The 16282-nt window shown below is 71.1% G+C and carries 17 protein-coding genes; 15 read left to right on the top strand and 2 right to left on the bottom strand.

Features of this window, described 5'->3' with window-relative positions; translation table 11 throughout:
* Positions 1-181 precede the first annotated feature (181 nt).
* From AC07EJ_RS24800 to AC07EJ_RS24785, 4 genes are all read left to right on the top strand, one after another.
* A complete protein-coding gene (locus tag AC07EJ_RS24800) occupies positions 182-997 on the top strand; it encodes a class E sortase (protein WP_478884998.1) in 816 nt (271 codons plus the stop codon).
* 103 nt (positions 998-1100) lie between these two features.
* Complete coding sequence (locus AC07EJ_RS24795) at positions 1101-1412, top strand: DUF6412 domain-containing protein (RefSeq protein WP_389477030.1); 312 nt, start codon at positions 1101-1103, stop codon at positions 1410-1412.
* A 134-nt stretch (positions 1413-1546) separates the two neighbouring features.
* Complete coding sequence (locus AC07EJ_RS24790; RefSeq protein WP_389477032.1) at positions 1547-2320, top strand: YidC/Oxa1 family membrane protein insertase; 774 nt, start codon at positions 1547-1549, stop codon at positions 2318-2320.
* 115 nt (positions 2321-2435) lie between these two features.
* The gene (locus AC07EJ_RS24785; RefSeq protein ID WP_389477034.1) at positions 2436-3293 is read left to right on the top strand and encodes a fumarylacetoacetate hydrolase family protein; all 858 of its coding nucleotides are present in this window, start codon (positions 2436-2438) and stop codon (positions 3291-3293) included.
* A gap of 117 nt (positions 3294-3410) precedes the next feature.
* On the opposite strand, the gene AC07EJ_RS24780 is transcribed toward AC07EJ_RS24785, so the two are convergent.
* Complete coding sequence (locus tag AC07EJ_RS24780) at positions 3411-3875, bottom strand: heme-degrading domain-containing protein (RefSeq protein WP_389477036.1); 465 nt, start codon at positions 3873-3875, stop codon at positions 3411-3413.
* Positions 3872-4999 (bottom strand): Gfo/Idh/MocA family oxidoreductase, encoded by a 1128-nt coding sequence (locus AC07EJ_RS24775; RefSeq protein ID WP_478884997.1) that lies wholly within the window; start codon positions 4997-4999, stop codon positions 3872-3874. The genes AC07EJ_RS24780 and AC07EJ_RS24775 overlap by 4 nt, the downstream gene beginning before the upstream one ends.
* 67 nt (positions 5000-5066) lie before the next feature.
* Here AC07EJ_RS24775 and AC07EJ_RS24770 point away from each other — a divergent pair, with 67 nt between their 5' ends.
* From AC07EJ_RS24770 to AC07EJ_RS24720, 11 genes are all read left to right on the top strand, one after another.
* Complete coding sequence (locus AC07EJ_RS24770) at positions 5067-6458, top strand: ROK family transcriptional regulator (protein ID WP_478884948.1); 1392 nt, start codon at positions 5067-5069, stop codon at positions 6456-6458.
* Between the two features lie 123 nt (positions 6459-6581).
* Positions 6582-7628 (top strand): hypothetical protein, encoded by a 1047-nt coding sequence (locus AC07EJ_RS24765; protein WP_478884947.1) that lies wholly within the window; start codon positions 6582-6584, stop codon positions 7626-7628.
* A gap of 115 nt (positions 7629-7743) precedes the next feature.
* Positions 7744-8502, top strand: a complete 759-nt coding sequence (locus tag AC07EJ_RS24760) for a GntR family transcriptional regulator (protein ID WP_389477042.1) — start codon at positions 7744-7746, stop codon at positions 8500-8502.
* A 186-nt stretch (positions 8503-8688) separates the two neighbouring features.
* On the top strand, positions 8689-9744 hold the full coding sequence (locus AC07EJ_RS24755) for an ABC transporter ATP-binding protein (protein WP_389477043.1): 1056 nt from the start codon (positions 8689-8691) through the stop codon (positions 9742-9744).
* Complete coding sequence (locus tag AC07EJ_RS24750; RefSeq protein WP_389477045.1) at positions 9737-10609, top strand: 2-aminoethylphosphonate ABC transporter permease subunit; 873 nt, start codon at positions 9737-9739, stop codon at positions 10607-10609. Before AC07EJ_RS24755 ends, AC07EJ_RS24750 begins: the two co-directional genes overlap by 8 nt.
* Positions 10596-11393 (top strand): ABC transporter permease, encoded by a 798-nt coding sequence (locus AC07EJ_RS24745; RefSeq protein ID WP_389477047.1) that lies wholly within the window; start codon positions 10596-10598, stop codon positions 11391-11393. Before AC07EJ_RS24750 ends, AC07EJ_RS24745 begins: the two co-directional genes overlap by 14 nt.
* Positions 11394-11439: 46 nt before the next feature.
* Positions 11440-12501: a 2-aminoethylphosphonate ABC transporter substrate-binding protein gene (locus AC07EJ_RS24740; protein WP_478884946.1), complete on the top strand. Its 1062-nt coding sequence runs from the start codon at positions 11440-11442 to the stop codon at positions 12499-12501.
* Between the two features lie 140 nt (positions 12502-12641).
* Positions 12642-13421 (top strand): HAD-IIA family hydrolase, encoded by a 780-nt coding sequence (locus tag AC07EJ_RS24735; RefSeq protein WP_356273178.1) that lies wholly within the window; start codon positions 12642-12644, stop codon positions 13419-13421.
* Positions 13422-13519: 98 nt separating this feature from the next.
* Positions 13520-14083: a hypothetical protein gene (locus AC07EJ_RS24730; RefSeq protein ID WP_389477052.1), complete on the top strand. Its 564-nt coding sequence runs from the start codon at positions 13520-13522 to the stop codon at positions 14081-14083.
* Positions 14084-14096: 13 nt separating this feature from the next.
* Positions 14097-14783: a class F sortase gene (locus AC07EJ_RS24725; RefSeq protein WP_478884945.1), complete on the top strand. Its 687-nt coding sequence runs from the start codon at positions 14097-14099 to the stop codon at positions 14781-14783.
* A gap of 403 nt (positions 14784-15186) precedes the next feature.
* Positions 15187-16227: a glycoside hydrolase family 6 protein gene (locus tag AC07EJ_RS24720; RefSeq protein WP_389477056.1), complete on the top strand. Its 1041-nt coding sequence runs from the start codon at positions 15187-15189 to the stop codon at positions 16225-16227.
* The last annotated feature ends 55 nt before the right edge of the window (positions 16228-16282 follow it).

Here is a 16282-nt window from a genome sequence, read left to right as displayed (position 1 = left end):
GGTGAGTTACGGAGGCAGGGCCTATCTTGCGGCCGTGCGGCAGCGGCAGCGGAAGCGGGAGTGGCGACGGGACCGGGAATGGGATCCGGACCGAGACCGAGACCGGGAACGGGAACGTCAGCCGGTCGTCGTGCGGCAGGGGCCGCGCGCGGGACGCCGTGCGCCCGGCCGCCGTCTCTCGATCCTGCGCGCGGGGCGCCGTGCGCCCGCGGGGCGGCGCCTCTCGACCCTGCGCCGCACCCTGTGGACCGGCGCCGAGGTCACCGTCACCCTCGGGGTCGTCCTTCTCCTTCTCGTCGTCCATCAGCTGTGGTGGACGAATCGCGAGGCCCGGGCCGGCGCCGAGCGCAAGGTGCAGGCGCTGGAGCGTGAGTGGGCGGCCACGCCCACGGACGGGCAGGGCGACGGAGGCCAGGACAGCGCCTCGGATCAGGCCGGTGACGACACCCCAGCCGGCTCGTCTGGCGAGGGGGACGGTGGCGGGTCCGGGGGCCGTACATCCGCCGACTCCACCTCCACCTCCACTTCCCGGGAAACGCCCCGCTGGGACCAGGCCTACGCCGTCCTCACCATCCCCCGCCTCGGCCTCACCGTCCCTGTCGCCGAGGGTGTCGGGAAGCAGAACGTCCTCAACAAGGGCTACGTCGGTCACTATCCGGGCACGGCCCAGCCCGGCCGCGCCGGGAACTTCGCGCTCGCCGGGCACCGCAACACCCACGGGGAGCCCTTCCGGTACATCACCCGGCTGCGCAAGGGCGACGAGGTCCAGGTCCGTACGCGCGGCGCTGTGTACACGTACGTCGTCGACAAGAGCCTCGCGCAGACCTCCGCGCGCGACGGCGGCGTCATCGCGAGCGTGCCGCGCAGCGGCGTCGTGCGGGGCGCCGGGTACAGCGAGCCGGGGTACTACATCACGCTCACCACCTGCACCCCCGAGTACACGTCCAAGTACCGGCTCGCGGTGTGGGGGAAGCTGCGGTCGATGCGGCCCCGGTGAGCGGGTGGCCGAGAAGGCGCCCCTTCATCCGATCGGGGCGCATCCTGTATAACGGGCAGAACGCCACAACGCGAGATACGGGAAGGAAGGAGGGACGCCGGACATGACGCGCACCTGGGGCACGGCCCTGCGGCCCGCCGCCCTGCTCCTGTTCCTCCTCGTCGAGACCGTTCTCGTCGACACCGGCAGCCTCACCGCCGCCGTCGCGCTCGCCGCGACCGCCGCCGCGGGCTCCGCGCTCGCCGTCTGCTCCCTGCTCGCCGCGCGCAGCGCCCCCGCCGTGCCCCCCACCCGGGTCCGCACAGCGATGCGCGACCGTGAGCAACGCACCGCGTTCCTGCCGCAGCGCGATCCCGACGCCCGAGGGCGCAGTCGCCCCCGAGCACCCGGCCGTCTCCTCCTGACGGCCGCGTAGGGGACCCGCTCCACCCGCTCCACCCGCAGTCCCCCAAGGGGACCGCAGTCCCCCTACGGGCCGTCACGCCGATCGGCCGCCCTTCCCGGCGGTCTTCCGATTCCGGCACGACGGGACCCCCGGAGGGCTCACCCATGTCGACGTTCATGTCTGTCTTCGCCAGCCTGGTCGAGCACATCGCCGACCTGCTCGACCCGATCTTCCACGCCTCGGCGACCGCGGCGGCGATCGTCCTGTTCACCGCGTTCGTACGCCTTCTCGTCCACCCCCTGTCCCGGGCCTCGGCCCGCGGGCAGCGCCAGCGCGCCAAGCTCCAGCCGCGCATCGCCGAGCTGCGCAAGAAGCACAAGAAGAACCCCGAGAAGCTCCAGAAGGCGATCATGGAGCTGCACAAGGAGGAGAAGGTCTCGCCGCTGTCCGGCTGCCTGCCGAGCCTCTTCCAGCTCCCCGCCTTCTTCCTGCTCTACCACCTGTTCTCGAACGGCAGCATCGGCGGCGAGCCCAACGCCCTGCTCGGCCACACCCTCGGCGCCGCGCCGCTCGGCGGGCGCTTCAAGGACGCGCTCGCGGACGGCGGCCTCTTCGGCGCGCAGGGCGCCGTCTATCTGGTCCTGTTCGCGATCGTCGCGGCGGTGGCGACCTTCAATTACCGGCGTACGAAGCGTCAGATGGCGGCCCAGCCCGTGCTGCCGGCTGCCGCGGACGGGCCGCAGGCGCCGGGCGCGGGCGCCATGGCCTCGATGACGAAGATCATGCCGCTGATGTCGTTCATGACGCTGTTCACGGTGGGCTTCGTGCCGCTCGCGGCCGCCCTGTACGTGGTGACGAGCACGACGTGGAGCGCCGTCGAGCGGGCCGTCCTGTACCGCGACATGCCCTCCGCCGCGGTGCTTGCTACTGCCGCGTAAAGGTCCAGTCCGTGAACGAGGTATTGCGGACTGGACGAGGACCTTGGACGATCGACCAGTCCTCCGATGGCTGCACCCATCGTGAGGTCCCTCCTCGATCAAGGGAGTCTCAACCATGAAGCTGCTGCGAGTCGGTACCGCGGGGGCGGAGCGCCCGGCCCTGCTCGACGCCGAAGGTGTCCTGCGTGACCTGGGCGGAGTCGTCCCCGACATCGACGGGACGCTGCTCGCCGACGACGCGGCGCTGGCGCGCGTACGGGCCGCCGCCGAGTCCGGCGAGCTGCCCGTGCTCGACGCGGACGGCCTGCGCGTCGGCCCGCCGGTCGCGCGGATCGGCAAGGTCGTGTGCATCGGCCTGAACTACCACGACCACGCCGCCGAGACCGGCGCCCAGCCGCCGGCGGAGCCCGTCGTCTTCTTCAAGGCGGCGGACACGGTCATCGGCCCCGACGACACCGTGCTCGTACCGCGCAAGTCCGTGAAGACGGACTGGGAGGTCGAGCTGGCCATCGTCATCGGTCGTACGGCGCGCTACCTGGAGTCGCACGAAGAGGCACTCGCGCACGTCGCCGGATACGCGGTGGCGCACGACGTGTCCGAGCGCGAGTTCCAGATCGAGCGCGGCGGCACGTGGGACAAGGGCAAGAACTGCGAGACGTTCAACCCGCTCGGCCCCTGGCTCGTGACGGCGGACGAGATCGCGGACCCTCAGGCGCTCGACCTGAAACTGTGGGTGAACGGCGAGCTGAAGCAGGACGGCTCGACGGCCGACCAGATCTTCCCGGTCGCCGAGGTGGTCCGGTACGTCAGCCAGTTCATGACCCTGTACCCCGGCGATGTGATCAACACGGGGACGCCGGCGGGCGTGGCGATGGGGCAGCCCGAGCCGAAGCCGTATCTGCGGGCCGGGGACGTGGTGGAGCTGGAGATCGAGGGTCTGGGGCGCCAGCGTCAGGAACTCAAGGACGCGTAAGCGCTCCGCCGGGGCAGGTGGGGAACTGCGGGGCCATCGGGTGGCGGTCGTTCGTCGGCCGCCGGTCCGTTGTGGCTGAGCGCGCAGTTCCCCGCGCCCCTTTCAGGGGCGCTTACCTCACCCGGCGACGAAGAGGTCCAGGGCCTTGACCACCAGTGCGTGGTCCTCAAGCTGGGGGAGGCCGGAGACCACCACAGCTCCGATGACTCCCGCGCCCTCGACGGCGAGCGGGAACGCGCCGCCGTGTGCCGCGTACACGTCCGGGTCGAGCCTGGACGAGTCCTCGAACGTCGTGCCCTTCGCCCGGAAACGGGTTCCGACCAGCAGCGACGAGCAGGCATAGCGCTCCACGACGCGGCGCTTGCGGGCGATCCAGGCGTCGTTGTCCGGGGTCGATCCCGGGAGCGCCGCGTGGAAGAGCTGCTGGCCGCCGCGCGTGATGTCGATCGCCACCGGAGCCTGACGCTCCCTGGCCAGCTCGACGAGCAGCGAGCCCAGCTCCCAGGCGTCCTCGTAACCGAACTTCGGCAGGACCAGGCGGCGCTCCTGCTCCTCGATCTCCTCGGCCGTCGGCGCGCTCACAGCGTCACCGTCACACCGTCGCGGGCCGAGCGGCGGGCCGCCTCCAGGACGTCGAGCGCGGCCGCGGCCTGCTCGGCGGTGACCGGGTTCTCGCCGGTGCCGCGCAGGGCGGCGGCGACGGCCGCGTAGTACGCGGGGTAGGCGCCGGGGAGCGTCTCGACGGGGCGTCCGCCGCCGGTCAGCGGGGATTCACCGGAGCCGATCCGGCCCCACATCGACTCGGGCTCCACGCCCCAGGGCTCGCCGGCCGCCGGGATCGTGCCCTCGCGCAGCACCGCCTCCTGCGGGTCGAGGCCGTACTTCACATAGCCGGCCTGCGAGCCGAGGACGCGGAAGCGCGGGCCGAGCTGGGCCGCGGTCGCGGAGACGTACAGGTGGGAGCGGACGCCGTTCGCGTGCGTGATCGCGATGAACGTGTCGTCGTCGGCCGCCGCGCCCGCGCGCCGCACGTCCGACTCCGCGTAGACCGAGACGGCCGGGCCGAACAGGACCAGGGCCTGGTCGACGACGTGACTGCCGAGATCGTAGAGGAGACCTCCGATCTCTTCCGGATCGCCGGACTCGCGCCAGCCGCCCTTGGGCTGCGGCCGCCAGCGCTCGAAGCGCGACTCGAAACGCCAGACGTCACCGAGCTCGCCGTCCGCGATCAGGCCCTGCAGAGTCAGGAAGTCGTTGTCCCAGCGGCGGTTCTGGAAGACCGAGAGCAGCAGACCGCGCTCCTCGGCGAGGGCCGCGAGCTCGCGCGCCTCGGCCGCGGTGCCGGCGATCGGCTTGTCGACGACGACCGGGAGGCCTGCCTTGAGGGCGGCCGTCGCGATCGGTACGTGCGTCTTGTTCGGGGAGGCGATGACGATCAGGTCGAGCTCGTCGGCCAGGGGCCACAGTTCGTCGGGCGTGGCCACGAAGCGGATTCCGTCACCGAAGGAGGCGCGGGCCTGCGCCTGCCGTTCCGGGTTCGAGGTGACGACCGTGTCGAGCACGAGGCCGTCGGTCGCGGCGATCAGCGGGGCGTGGAAGACGGAGCCCGCCAGTCCGTAGCCGACGAGACCGACGCGGAGAGGGGAGCCGGTGGCCCCAGCCGTACCTGCTGCCGTACCTGCTGTACCAGCCGTACCTGATGTCATGCCTTCAGTCATGCATCCACTTAAGCAACGGTGTTGCCAAAGTGCAAGCGGAGGGGACAATGGGGGAGTGAACAGGGCTAACTCCGGGGTCAATCTGGCGGTGCTGCGAGGCCATAACGCCGCACTCGTACTCGATCTGCTGCGCACGGCGGGCGACGAGGGCATCAGCAGGCTCGAACTGGCCGAGCGCACGGGGCTCACCCCCCAGGGCGTCAGCAAGATCACGGCGCGCCTCCGGGAGCAGGGCCTGGTGACGGAGGCCGGCCGCCGCGCCTCGACGGGCGGCAAGCCGCGCACCGTCCTGCGCCTCGTGCCGGACGCCGGATACGCGGTCGGGCTGCACCTGGACCGCGACGAACTGACCGCGGTCCTGGTCGACCTCGCGGGCACGGTCGTCGCCGAACGCCGCGCACCGCTGGCCTTCGGCGCGGGCGGCGACGCGGTGGTGGAGGCGGCGGCGAGCGAGGTGGAGGCGCTGCTGAGGGAAGTGGCGGCGGCGGGGGGCTCACATGCCGAAGACCCGGGGCATCCCGACGCGCAGGGCCTCGACGGACAGGGGCTCGACGGGCAGGGCCTCGACGGACAGGGGCTCGACGGGCAGGGCCTCGACGGACAGGGGCTCGACGGGCAGGGCCTCGACGGACAGGGCCTCGACGGGCAGGCCCCCAAGGCGCAGGCCTCCAACCCACAAGACCCCGACGCGCAAGACCCCGGCGTACACCCCGACGCCCCCACCCCCCGCGTCCTCGGCGTAGGTGTCGCGCTGCCCGGGCCCCTCGACCACTCCTCCGGTGTGCTGCACCGCGTCACCGGGTTTCCCGAGTGGGACGGGTTCCCGCTGCGGGACGCGCTCGCGGGGCGGCTCGGGCTTCCCGTGGTCGTGGACAAGGACACCAACGCGGCCGCGCTCGGCCTCGCGCTCGCCGGGTGCGGAGACTCGTTCGCGTACCTCCACCTCGGTACGGGGCTCGGCGCCGGACTCGTCCTGGGCGGCGCGCCCTACCGCGGACCGCACACCGGAGCGGGCGAATTCGGCCATCAGGTGATCCAGCTGGACGGTCCGCTCTGCGGCTGCGGCAATCGCGGCTGCATCGAGGCGCTGTGCCTCGCGGCGGTCGCGTCCGGTTCTTTCGCCGAGGCCGCGCGCGTGCTCGGCGAAGGCGCGGCGAACATGGTCGGCCTCCTCGACATCGACCTCGTCCTCCTCGGCGGGCGCACGGTCGCGGCGGCCGAGGAGCGCTTCGTCGAAGGGGTTCGGGCGGTCCTCGGCGAGCGGGCGCGGCGGGGCGGCACGGTGGAGGTCCCGGTCCTGCGCGCGCCAGGTTCGCAGAGCGTGGTGGTCGAGGGCGCCGCCCAATTGGTTCTCGCACCCCTGTACGGCCGGGCGCACGGCCGCTTCCCCGGGCAACCGGAAGGACAGAAAGCACCGGCCAACCGGAATGACAGAAATCTGAGCTGATCGAGGGGAATCGCTCGGGCATCGGGCCGTACGGGGCCCTGCTGGTCCCGTACGGGGCGCGGCGCGCGTGGGACGGTCGCGACGGCCGTACCCTTCCCGCCCCGCGATCAGCGAAGGCTCACCATGCGATTGCGTACCCCGCTCGCCGTCACCGCCGTGGCCCTGACCGCCGTAGCTCTGACCTCCGCGGTGACCGGCGGCTCCCCCCTCGCGGCCGACCCGGTCCGGGCCGGGTCCGTCCCGCGCGAGCCCACCTGCGTCGCCCGGCACCCCGCCGTCTTCCCGATCAGCACCCGGATCCACGGCGGCCCCACGACGTACCACCCCGGGGGCGGCTCCCGGACCTGGTCCCTCGACCTCACCAACGAGACCGACGCCGAGTGCGCGGGCATCCACCCCGTCCTTGTCCTCATCGACGAGAAGCGGACGCTGGAGACGCGGCAGATCCGGCTGGAGTTCTCGGACGGCAAGCGCCGCCACCCCGTCCGGTTCGAGCGGACCGACCGGGGCGAGAACATCGGCGTCTTCGATGACGGCTTCCCCGGCTTCCGGGTGGGTCCGGGCAGGACCCTCACCGTCCGGGCGCGGCTCACGTTCACCTCCGACGCCCGGCCGAACAGCGTCGTCGCCAACGCGGCCGTCGTGCAGCGCCGGGACGACGACGGCGACTGGGTGGGGGAGTCGGGTGACTACCGGTTCACGCTCACCGACGACAAGGGCAAGCACAAGGAGCGCAAGGACAAGCGCAAGGACAAGGACGAGGGCGGCGAGCAGTCCGGGAGGCGCCCCGGCGAGCAGCGGGACGAACCTGACGCGGGCCTGCGCGAGCCCGGCCACGACAGTGGCACCGCGAGCGGCCGGACCCCCGACGGGACCAGCCACACCACCGGCCCCACCACTGACACCGGCCCCACCACTGACACCGGCCCCACCACTGACACCGGCACCGACACCGACACAGGCGCCGGCAAAGAACCCGACACCGACCCCCGCACCGCCCCCGACACAGGCGCCGGCAAAGAACCCGACGTAAGCCCCCTCTCGCCCAGCGAGCTCGCGCTGACCGGGTCGCGCTCCCTGCGTGGACTCGGCGTCGCCTCCGGCGCCCTGCTCTTCCTCGGCGCGGCCCTCGTGGCGGGCTCCCGGCGGCTGCGCACCGACCGCAGATGACGGCGGATTCCGGCCACGCCGCCCGCCGCCCGCACCGCACTCCCGACCGCCCCCGCGGCACCCATTAACAACCACCCCCGACACCCCGTTAACAAATGTCTGCGAACATCCCTGGGTGGATTACCCGAACGACCAGGCACCTGGCGCACCCGTACGCGCCGGCATCCCCGAGCACGGCCGCATCCCGAAGTACTACGCGGTCAAGGCCCACGTCTCCGCGCTCCTCGACGAGCTGGGCGAGGGCGAGCCGCTGCCCACCGAACGGGACCTGGCCCTGCGCTTCGAGGTGGCGCGCGAGACCGTGCGCCAGGCGCTGCGCGAGCTGCTGCTCGAAGGGCGCCTGCGCCGCCAGGGCCGGGCGACGGTCGTGGCCGGTCCCAAGCTGGAGCAGCCGCTGTCGATGGCCAGCTACACCGAGGGCGTGCGCCGCCAGGGCCGCCGCCCGGGACGTACGCTCATCGGCCTCGACCGCTTCCCGTGCCCGCCCGCCCTCGCCGACGAGATCGAGATCGAGCGGGGCGAGCCCGTGTGGCACATGGAGCGGGTGCTGCTCGCCGACGACGAGCGCGTCGGCCTGGAGAGCACCTATGTCGCCGTGGCGCGGATGCCGCGCCTCGGCGTCGACTTCGATCCGGACTCGTCCTTCTACACGTATGTGCACGAGCGGCTGGGGATCGAGTTCGGGTCCGCGGACGAGCGCATCGAGACCGTGCTGGCCACCCCGCGCGAGGCGCTTCTGATCGGCACGCCGCCCGCCCTGCCGATGCTCCTCATCCACCGGGTCTCGTACGACACGGGCGGCCGGCCCACGGAGCGGGTGCGGACGCTTTACCGGGGGGACCGGTTCTCGTTCACCACGCGTTTGGGCAACTGACCGCAGGGGGGCGGTAGTTGACTCACTGCGGTAACGGAAACGTAACGGGTCTAGGCCAACTTTGGGTGCCCGTTCACCGTCCCGTTGCCGTGCGGACCGGTACGGGTCATCCGCCCCGAGGAGCGTGGCCGCCGTGAGAGAGAAGACCGACCCCATACCCGCCGTGCGCCTGGGAGCTGAGAGCTGATGGCCAGCGGCATCCGCTTCGACAAGGTGTCCGTCGCCTACGGCGCGAACACCGTCCTGCACTCCCTCGACCTGACCGTCGAGCCCGGCGAGGTCATGGCGCTGCTCGGCCCGTCCGGCTCCGGCAAGACGACGGCCCTGCGCGCCGTCGCCGGATTCGTGCGGCCCGCGTCGGGCCGCGTCCTGATCGGGGACCGCGACGTCACGGACCTGCCGCCCCACCGGCGCGGCATCGGCATGGTCGTCCAGCAGTACGCCCTGTTCCCGCACCTGCGCGTGGAGGACAACGTCGCCTTCGGCCTGAAGGCCCAGAAGGTCGCCAAGGCCGAGATCCCCGCCCGGGTCACCGAGGCCCTCGAGATGACCGGCATGGCGTCCTACGCGAAGCGCTACCCGCGCGAGCTGTCCGGCGGACAGCAGCAGCGGGTGGCCATCGCGAGGGCCCTCGCCATCCGCCCGGGAGTCCTGCTCCTCGACGAGCCGCTGTCCGCGCTCGACGCCCAGCTGCGCTCCGGCATGCTGGCCGAACTGGCCAGCCTGCACCGCGAGTTGCCCGACGTGTCGATCCTCTACGTCACCCACGACCAGGTCGAGGCGCTCACCCTCGCCGACCGGATCGCGGTCATGGACAAGGCGCGGCTCCAGGACTGCGGGACCCCGCAGGAGCTGTACCGCAGGCCCCGCACCGAGTTCACGGCCTCCTTCGTGGGCAACGCCAACCTCCTTCCCGTGCAGGTGGGTTCGGGGTCGGTGTCCTTCGCCGGCGCCCAGCTGAAGGTGCCCACCGGCGACGTCGCCTCCGGGGTGTCCGCCACGCTGTGCGTGCGCCCGCACCTCGTCGGACTCGGCGACGGGCCCAACGCCCTCACCGGCTCCGTGTCCGAGGTCCAGTGGCGCGGCTCCACCCATCGCCTGTACGTCGACGTGGACGGCCACCGGCTCAAGGCCGACCTGCGCGAACTGCGCACCCCGCCCGCGCTCGGCGAAGAGGTCACGGTGCACTTCGCACCCGAGGACGCGGTGCTGCTCTCGGCCGGGGTGAGCAAGGATGGCTAGCGCCACGCTGAGCACGCCGGTGAGCAAGGCGACGAGGCCCCGCCAGGGGATGCCGAAGTGGGTGTGGGCGCTGCCGCCCGTCGCCGTACTGGCCCTCGTGTTCCTCTACCCGCTCGCCCTCGTCGTGCAGCAGTCCGTGCAGCCCGACACCGGCGGCACCTCCCTCGAGCCGTACGCCGACGTCTTCGCGTCGACCGCGTTCCGGGAGGCGCTCGGGACGACGGTGTGGCTGGCGCTGGGGGCGACCGTCGGATGCCTCGTGCTCGGGTTCGCGCTCGCGCTCGTCATCGCGTTCGTCCCGTTCCCCGGCGGGAAGGCCGTCGCCAAGTTCATCGACGTGTTCCTCTCCTTCCCGTCCTTCCTCATCACCCTCGCGCTGCTCTTCGTCTACGGGTCCGTGGGCATGGCCAACGGACTGTGGACGGACGTCACGGGCGCCGCCACCGGGCCCTTCCAGTTCCTGACCACCCCGTGGGGCGTGCTCCTCGCCGAGATCACGTACTTCACACCGTTCGTGATGCGGCCCCTGCTCGCCGCGTTCTCGCAGATCGAGACCGCGCAGCTGGAGGTGGCGTCCTCGCTGGGCGCGAAGCCGGCCCGCATCGTGCGGCAGGTCATCCTGCCCGAGGCGCTGCCCGCGCTCGCCGCCGGCGGCAGCCTCGTCCTGGTCATGTGCCTCAACGAGTTCGGCATCGTGCTCTTCACCGGCGCCAAGGGCGTCACCACGCTCCCGATGCTCGTGTACAGCAAGGCGATCCTCGAGTCCGACTACCCGGGTGCGTGCGTGGTCGCCGTCGTCAACGTCCTGATCTCCGTCGGCCTCTACGGCCTCTACCGGGTGGTGAGCCGCCGTGCTGGTGCATAGCCGTAAGGGCAAGTGGGCCACCTGGGTTCTCTTCTTCGCCTTCTTCCTGCCTCTGTTCGCGCTGCCGCTGCTCGTCATCGTCGCCGCGTCCTTCGCCACGAACTGGTCGAGCGCCTTCCCGACCGGATTCACCGGCGCTCACTACGAGGCCGCCACCAGCGGCGCGTCCCTCCAGGCGCTGACCACCAGCCTGGTCACCGCCGTCAGCGCGAGCCTCCTCGCCCTCCTCGTCGGCACCTGGGCCGCGCTCGCGGCCGCCGCCCTCAAGAAGGGCGGCCGCAGGGTCCTCGACGCCCTGTTCATGCTGCCGGTAGCCGTACCGTCCGTCGTGGTCGGCCTCGCCGTGCTCGTCGCGTTCTCCAAGCCGCCGCTGGTGCTCAACGGCACCCGCTGGATCGTCATCCTGGCGCACACGATTCTTGTCACCGCGTTCGCCTATCAGTCGGTTTCGGCCGCGATCGTGCGACTTGACCCCGCGTACGAGCAGGCCGCCGCGTCACTCGGCGCCCGCCCCTCGTACGTCCTGTGGAAGGTGAAGCTGCCCCTCCTTCTGCCGTCGCTGAACGCGGCCGCGGGACTCTGCTTCGCCCTGTCCATGGGCGAACTGAGCGCCACGATGATGCTCTACCCGCCGGACTGGATGCCGCTGCCCGTGCAGATCTACGCGATCACCGACCGCGGCTCCCTGTTCACCGGATCGGCGATCTCCGTGATCCTCATGGCAGCGACGCTGCTCGTCCTGCTGCTCGTCTCGCGGATCCGCACCAAAGCCGCCTACCGCTGACCCTCGATTCCCACATCGCTTATCGCTGCAAGGAGTTCACCTCGCCATGCGCAGAAACACGCTCAAGCCGATCGCCGCCGTCACCGGAAGCATCGCCCTCGCCGCGACCCTCTCCGCCTGCGGCGGCAGCTCCGCCGCCTCCGACGAGAAGTCCGTCACCGTGTACAGCGCGGACGGCCTCAAGGGCGAGAACGGCGACGGCTGGTACGACCAGGTCTTCAAGGACTTCACGAAGAAGACCGGCATCAAGGTCAAGTACGTCGAGGGCGGCTCCGGCGAGATGGTGCAGCGCGCCGCCCGCGAGAAGTCGAACACGCAGGCCGACGTCCTCGTGACGCTCCCGCCGTTCATCCAGCAGGCCGACGGCAAGGGCCTCCTGGAGAAGTACACGCCCCAGGGCGCCGACCAGGTCGACGGGGCCGACAAGGCCGCCGACGGCACCTGGACCTCCGTCGTGAACAACTACTTCGGCTTCGTCTACAACAAGAAGGAGCTGAAGACGGCGCCCACCACGTGGGACGAGCTGCTCGACGGCAAGTACAAGAACAAGCTCCAGTACAGTACGCCCGGCGTCGCCGGTGACGGCACCGCCGTGGTCGTCAAGGCCATGCACGACTTCGGCGGCAAGAAGCCCGCCATGGACTACCTGAAGAAGCTCCAGGCCAACAACGTCGGCCCGTCCGCCTCCACCGGCAAGCTCGCCCCCAAGGTCGACAAGGGCGAACTCCTCGTCGCCAACGGCGATGTGCAGATGAACTTCGCGCAGGCCAAGACCATGCCGAACCTCGGCATCTGGTTCCCCGAGAAGGCCGGCGGCAAGCCGACCTCGTTCGCCCTGCCCTACGCCGGCGGCCTGGTGAAGAACGCCCCGCACAGCGAGAACGGCAAGAAGCTCCTCGACTTCATGCTGTCCACCAAGGCACAGCAGCAGGTCAGCTCCACCGGCGGCGGCTTCTCCGCGCGCAAGGACGTCAAGGCGACCGACGAGAACGCCATCGCCCTCGCCAAGGTGATGGACGGCGTCGAGATCTTCGAGCCCGACTGGAACGACATCGACAAGAACCTCCAGACGTACGTGGAGGACTGGAAGTCGGCGACCGGCAGCTGACCTGCCGCCGCTCACGCAAGGCTCGACGGGGTCAAGATCAGCACGTCCTGATTAGGCTGGGGGCCGTCGGCACAGAGTGGTCCCGGCGCCCCAGCTATTTCTTGACCCCAGTGTTTTCTTGTATGGCAGGAGACCGGCACATGGCAGAGCGCAAGCCCATCGAATCGTGGCTCACCGACATGGACGGTGTGCTCATCCACGAGGGCGTGCCGATCCCCGGCGCCGATGCCTTCGTCAAGAAGCTCCGCGAGTCGGGCAAGCCCTTCCTGGTGCTGACGAACAACTCGATCTACACCGCCCGCGACCTCCAGGCCCGGCTGACCCGCATGGGCCTGGAGGTGCCGGTCGAGAACATCTGGACGTCGGCCCTGGCCACCGCCAAGTTCCTCGACGACCAGCGCCCCGGCGGCACGGCGTACGTCATCGGCGAGGCCGGCCTGACGACGGCGCTGCACGACATCGGGTACGTCCTCACGGACCACGACCCCGATTACGTGGTTCTCGGCGAGACGCGCACCTATTCGTTCGAGGCCATGACGAAGGCCGTCCGCCTGATCAACAACGGCGCCCGCTTCATCTGCACCAACCCGGACGAGACCGGCCCCTCCACCGAGGGACCGCTGCCCGCCACCGGCGCCGTCGCCGCGCTGATCACCAAGGCGACCGGCAAGCAGCCCTACTTCGCGGGCAAGCCGAACCCGCTGATGATGCGGACCGGCCTGAACGCCATCGGGGCGCACTCGGAGAGCAGCGCCATGATCGGCGACCGTATGGACACCGACGTCCTCGCGGGTCTGGAGGCCGGGATGAAGACCTTCCTCGTCCTGACCGGGCTCACCGGCAGGGCCGATGTCGACCGCTACCCCTTCCGGCCTTCCGAGGTCGTCAATTCCATCGCTGACCTGGTCGAACTCGTCTGATCCCGGCTCCCGGGGCGGCTTTTCCCGGCGCCCCGGGATGCGGATCGGGCCTGCGCGCGTGACCCTTCCAATACAGGAGGTTCACAATGCGTAGAGAGATGTTCGCTCTCCGTGCGATAGGGGCGGCGGCCGTACTCGTGACACTGCCCGTCGCCGCCGCTCACGCGGAAGGCGGCGGAAACGACGGATCGGCCGGTTCCGTCACTGTCACCCCGTACGCCCCCGCCCCCGGGACCCAGGTCGACCTCAGGGTCTCCGGTTGCAGGGAAGCCAAGGGCAAGGCCTACTCGGACGCCTTCGAGAATCCCGGCGATCTCGCTCCGTCCGCCGATCAGCCCACTCTGACCACCCAGGCCCATATCCGCTCGTCAGCGACGCCAGGGATCTACGAGATCAAGGTGACCTGCGACGGCGTCAGCGGCAAGGTCAGGGGCAGCGTCCAGGTCCTCCAGCCGGGCCGCCCCGCGCCGGCCCCCACCGCACCCGTGCACGCGGGCGGCGGCGGCACCGCGCAGCTCACCGCGGCCCACGCCACCGAGATCGCCTTCGGTGTGCGCGAGGAGGGCCCCGGCACCCGGTACACGGTGATCGGCCTGGTGCTCGCTGCGGTCGCGGCCGTCGCCGTGGCCCTGCGCAGCGTCCGCCGACGGCGCTCCGGCTGAGCGGGGACCGATCATGGCTGATGGCGAACGACCTCATGGCAACGGGCGGCTCGTGACCGGAGTGGCCTGGGCCGTACTGCTGCTGGGCCTCACGGTGTGGGGCCGCGAAGTCACCGACTTCCACGGTCTGTCCGCGCCCACGACCGGCGACGCGGCCGCCGTGGGACGGCCGCTCGGCATCGAAATGCCGCCCGCGCACGAGCCGATGTCGGTGTCCGGCGCGAAGCCGCGGAGCGTCGACGTCTCCGCACTGAAGATCCAGGCACCGGTGACGGCCCGCGGCCTCGACGGGGGCGGCGCGATAGACCCGCCGCCGTTCTCGCAGGCAGGCGTCGTCGGCTGGTACGGCGGCGGCCCGAAACCGGGCGAGCGCGGCACGGCCCTGCTCGTCGGCCACGTCGACACGGACACCAAGCCCGCCGTCTTCTACCGCCTCAGCTCGGCCAAGCCGGGCGACAAGGTGCGGGTCGCGCGGGACGACGGCTCCGTCGCCGAGTTCACCGTCGACGACGTGCAGGTCTTCAGCCGCGAGCGGTTCGACGCACAGAAGGCGTACGGCCAGCGGCAGTCGGGCCGGGCCGAGCTGCGGCTGATCACGTGTGGCGGTTCCTTCGACCGGGCGTCGCACACCTACACCGCCAACGTCGTCGTGTCCGCGTACCTCACCGGCGTGAGCGACGCGCCCGCGTCCGCGAGCTGACAACGACAACAACGGCAACAACCACATCAACGCCGACAGCGCTGACAACCTGGCCCGGCCGGCGACCCGCTCCCCCCGGGGGGAGCCGCCGGCCGGGCTGATCCTCGACCGCGCGCGCTCGGGTTGCGGGAGTAACCCGGCGTCGGCGCGGGAGGCCAGGCGGGACCTGCCCTCTCGGAGAGGTGGTGCCGGCCGGGGGCTCGGGCCGCTCACGACGACTCTAGAGCGGATGGGCGACGCGGCCTAGAGGCTGTTCGACGCCAAGTCCGGATGCGCCCGCCCACCTGGTGAACGCCGAACGCGGGGGCTGTAACAGGTACTTGACGAACCCTGTCCGCCCTCGTGGTCGCGGCGGCCCGTATGCCAGGATTGAGAGTCGTACAGGGCACCCAAGGGGGAGTGGATGTACCGCAAGGACGCAGGCCGCGTACGCGGTGTCGGCGCCTGGGGGGTGAGGGCGGGAGCGGCGGCCGTGGGGGCGGCGCTGCTGGTGTCCGGATGTTCCTCCGGGGACGGCAAGGACAAGAACGGCTCACCGTCGCCCGTGAAACAGCAGCCGAAGGGTTCCGACCCGTACTGGGTCAACCCGGACGGCAGCGCCGCCAAGCAGGTCGCCGCCTACGAGAAGGCCGGCAAGAAGGACGACGCCGAGCAGATCCGGAAGATAGCCGAGCAGCCGAGCGGCGAGTGGATCCTCCCGGAGAACGCGGAGGACCAGGCCCGGGGCTACACCGAGGCGGCCGACCAGGCCGACCGGGACGCCCTGCTCGTGCTCTACAACATCCCGCACCGCGACTGCGGCCAGTTCTCCAAGGGCGGCGCGGCCGACGGGAACCAGTACCGGGCGTTCATCGACAGCGTCGCCAAGGGCATCGGCGACCGGCACGCGACGGTGATCCTGGAGCCGGACGCCGTGCAGCACATGGTGGACAACTGCACGCCGGAGGAGTTCCACGAGGAGCGCTACGACCTCCTCAAGGGCGCCGTCGGCAAGCTCAAGTCGCTGAAGAACACGACCGTTTACCTCGACGCGGGGAACGCCGGCTGGGGGAAACCCGACCAGATCTTCCAGCCGCTGCAGTGGTCCGGCATCGACCAGGCCGACGGCTTCTCGGTCAACGTGTCGAACTTCTACACCACCGCGGACTCCGTGAAGTACGGCAAGGAGCTCTCGGCGAAGGTCGGCAACAAGCCGTTCGTCATCGACACCAGCCGCAACGGGAACGGGCCCTACACGGGCGGCGACCCCGACCAGCGCTGGTGCAACCCTCCCGGCCGTGCGCTGGGCGAGGAGCCCGGCACCAGGACCGGCGATCCGCTGGTCAAGGCGTACCTGTGGGTCAAGCGGCCCGGCGAGTCGGACGGTGACTGCAAGGGCGGCCCGAAGGCGGGCGCCTGGTGGCCGGAGTACGCGATCGGTCTCGCCAAGGCCACCACCAAGTAGGGGCAGGCGCCGGAAAGACAAAGGGGGTGCGGGGCAGTTGGCCCCGCACCCCCTA

The sequence above is a fragment of the Streptomyces sp. NPDC045026 genome, from assembly GCF_056432625.1.
This window is presented reverse-complemented; position numbering and strand designations above follow the sequence as displayed.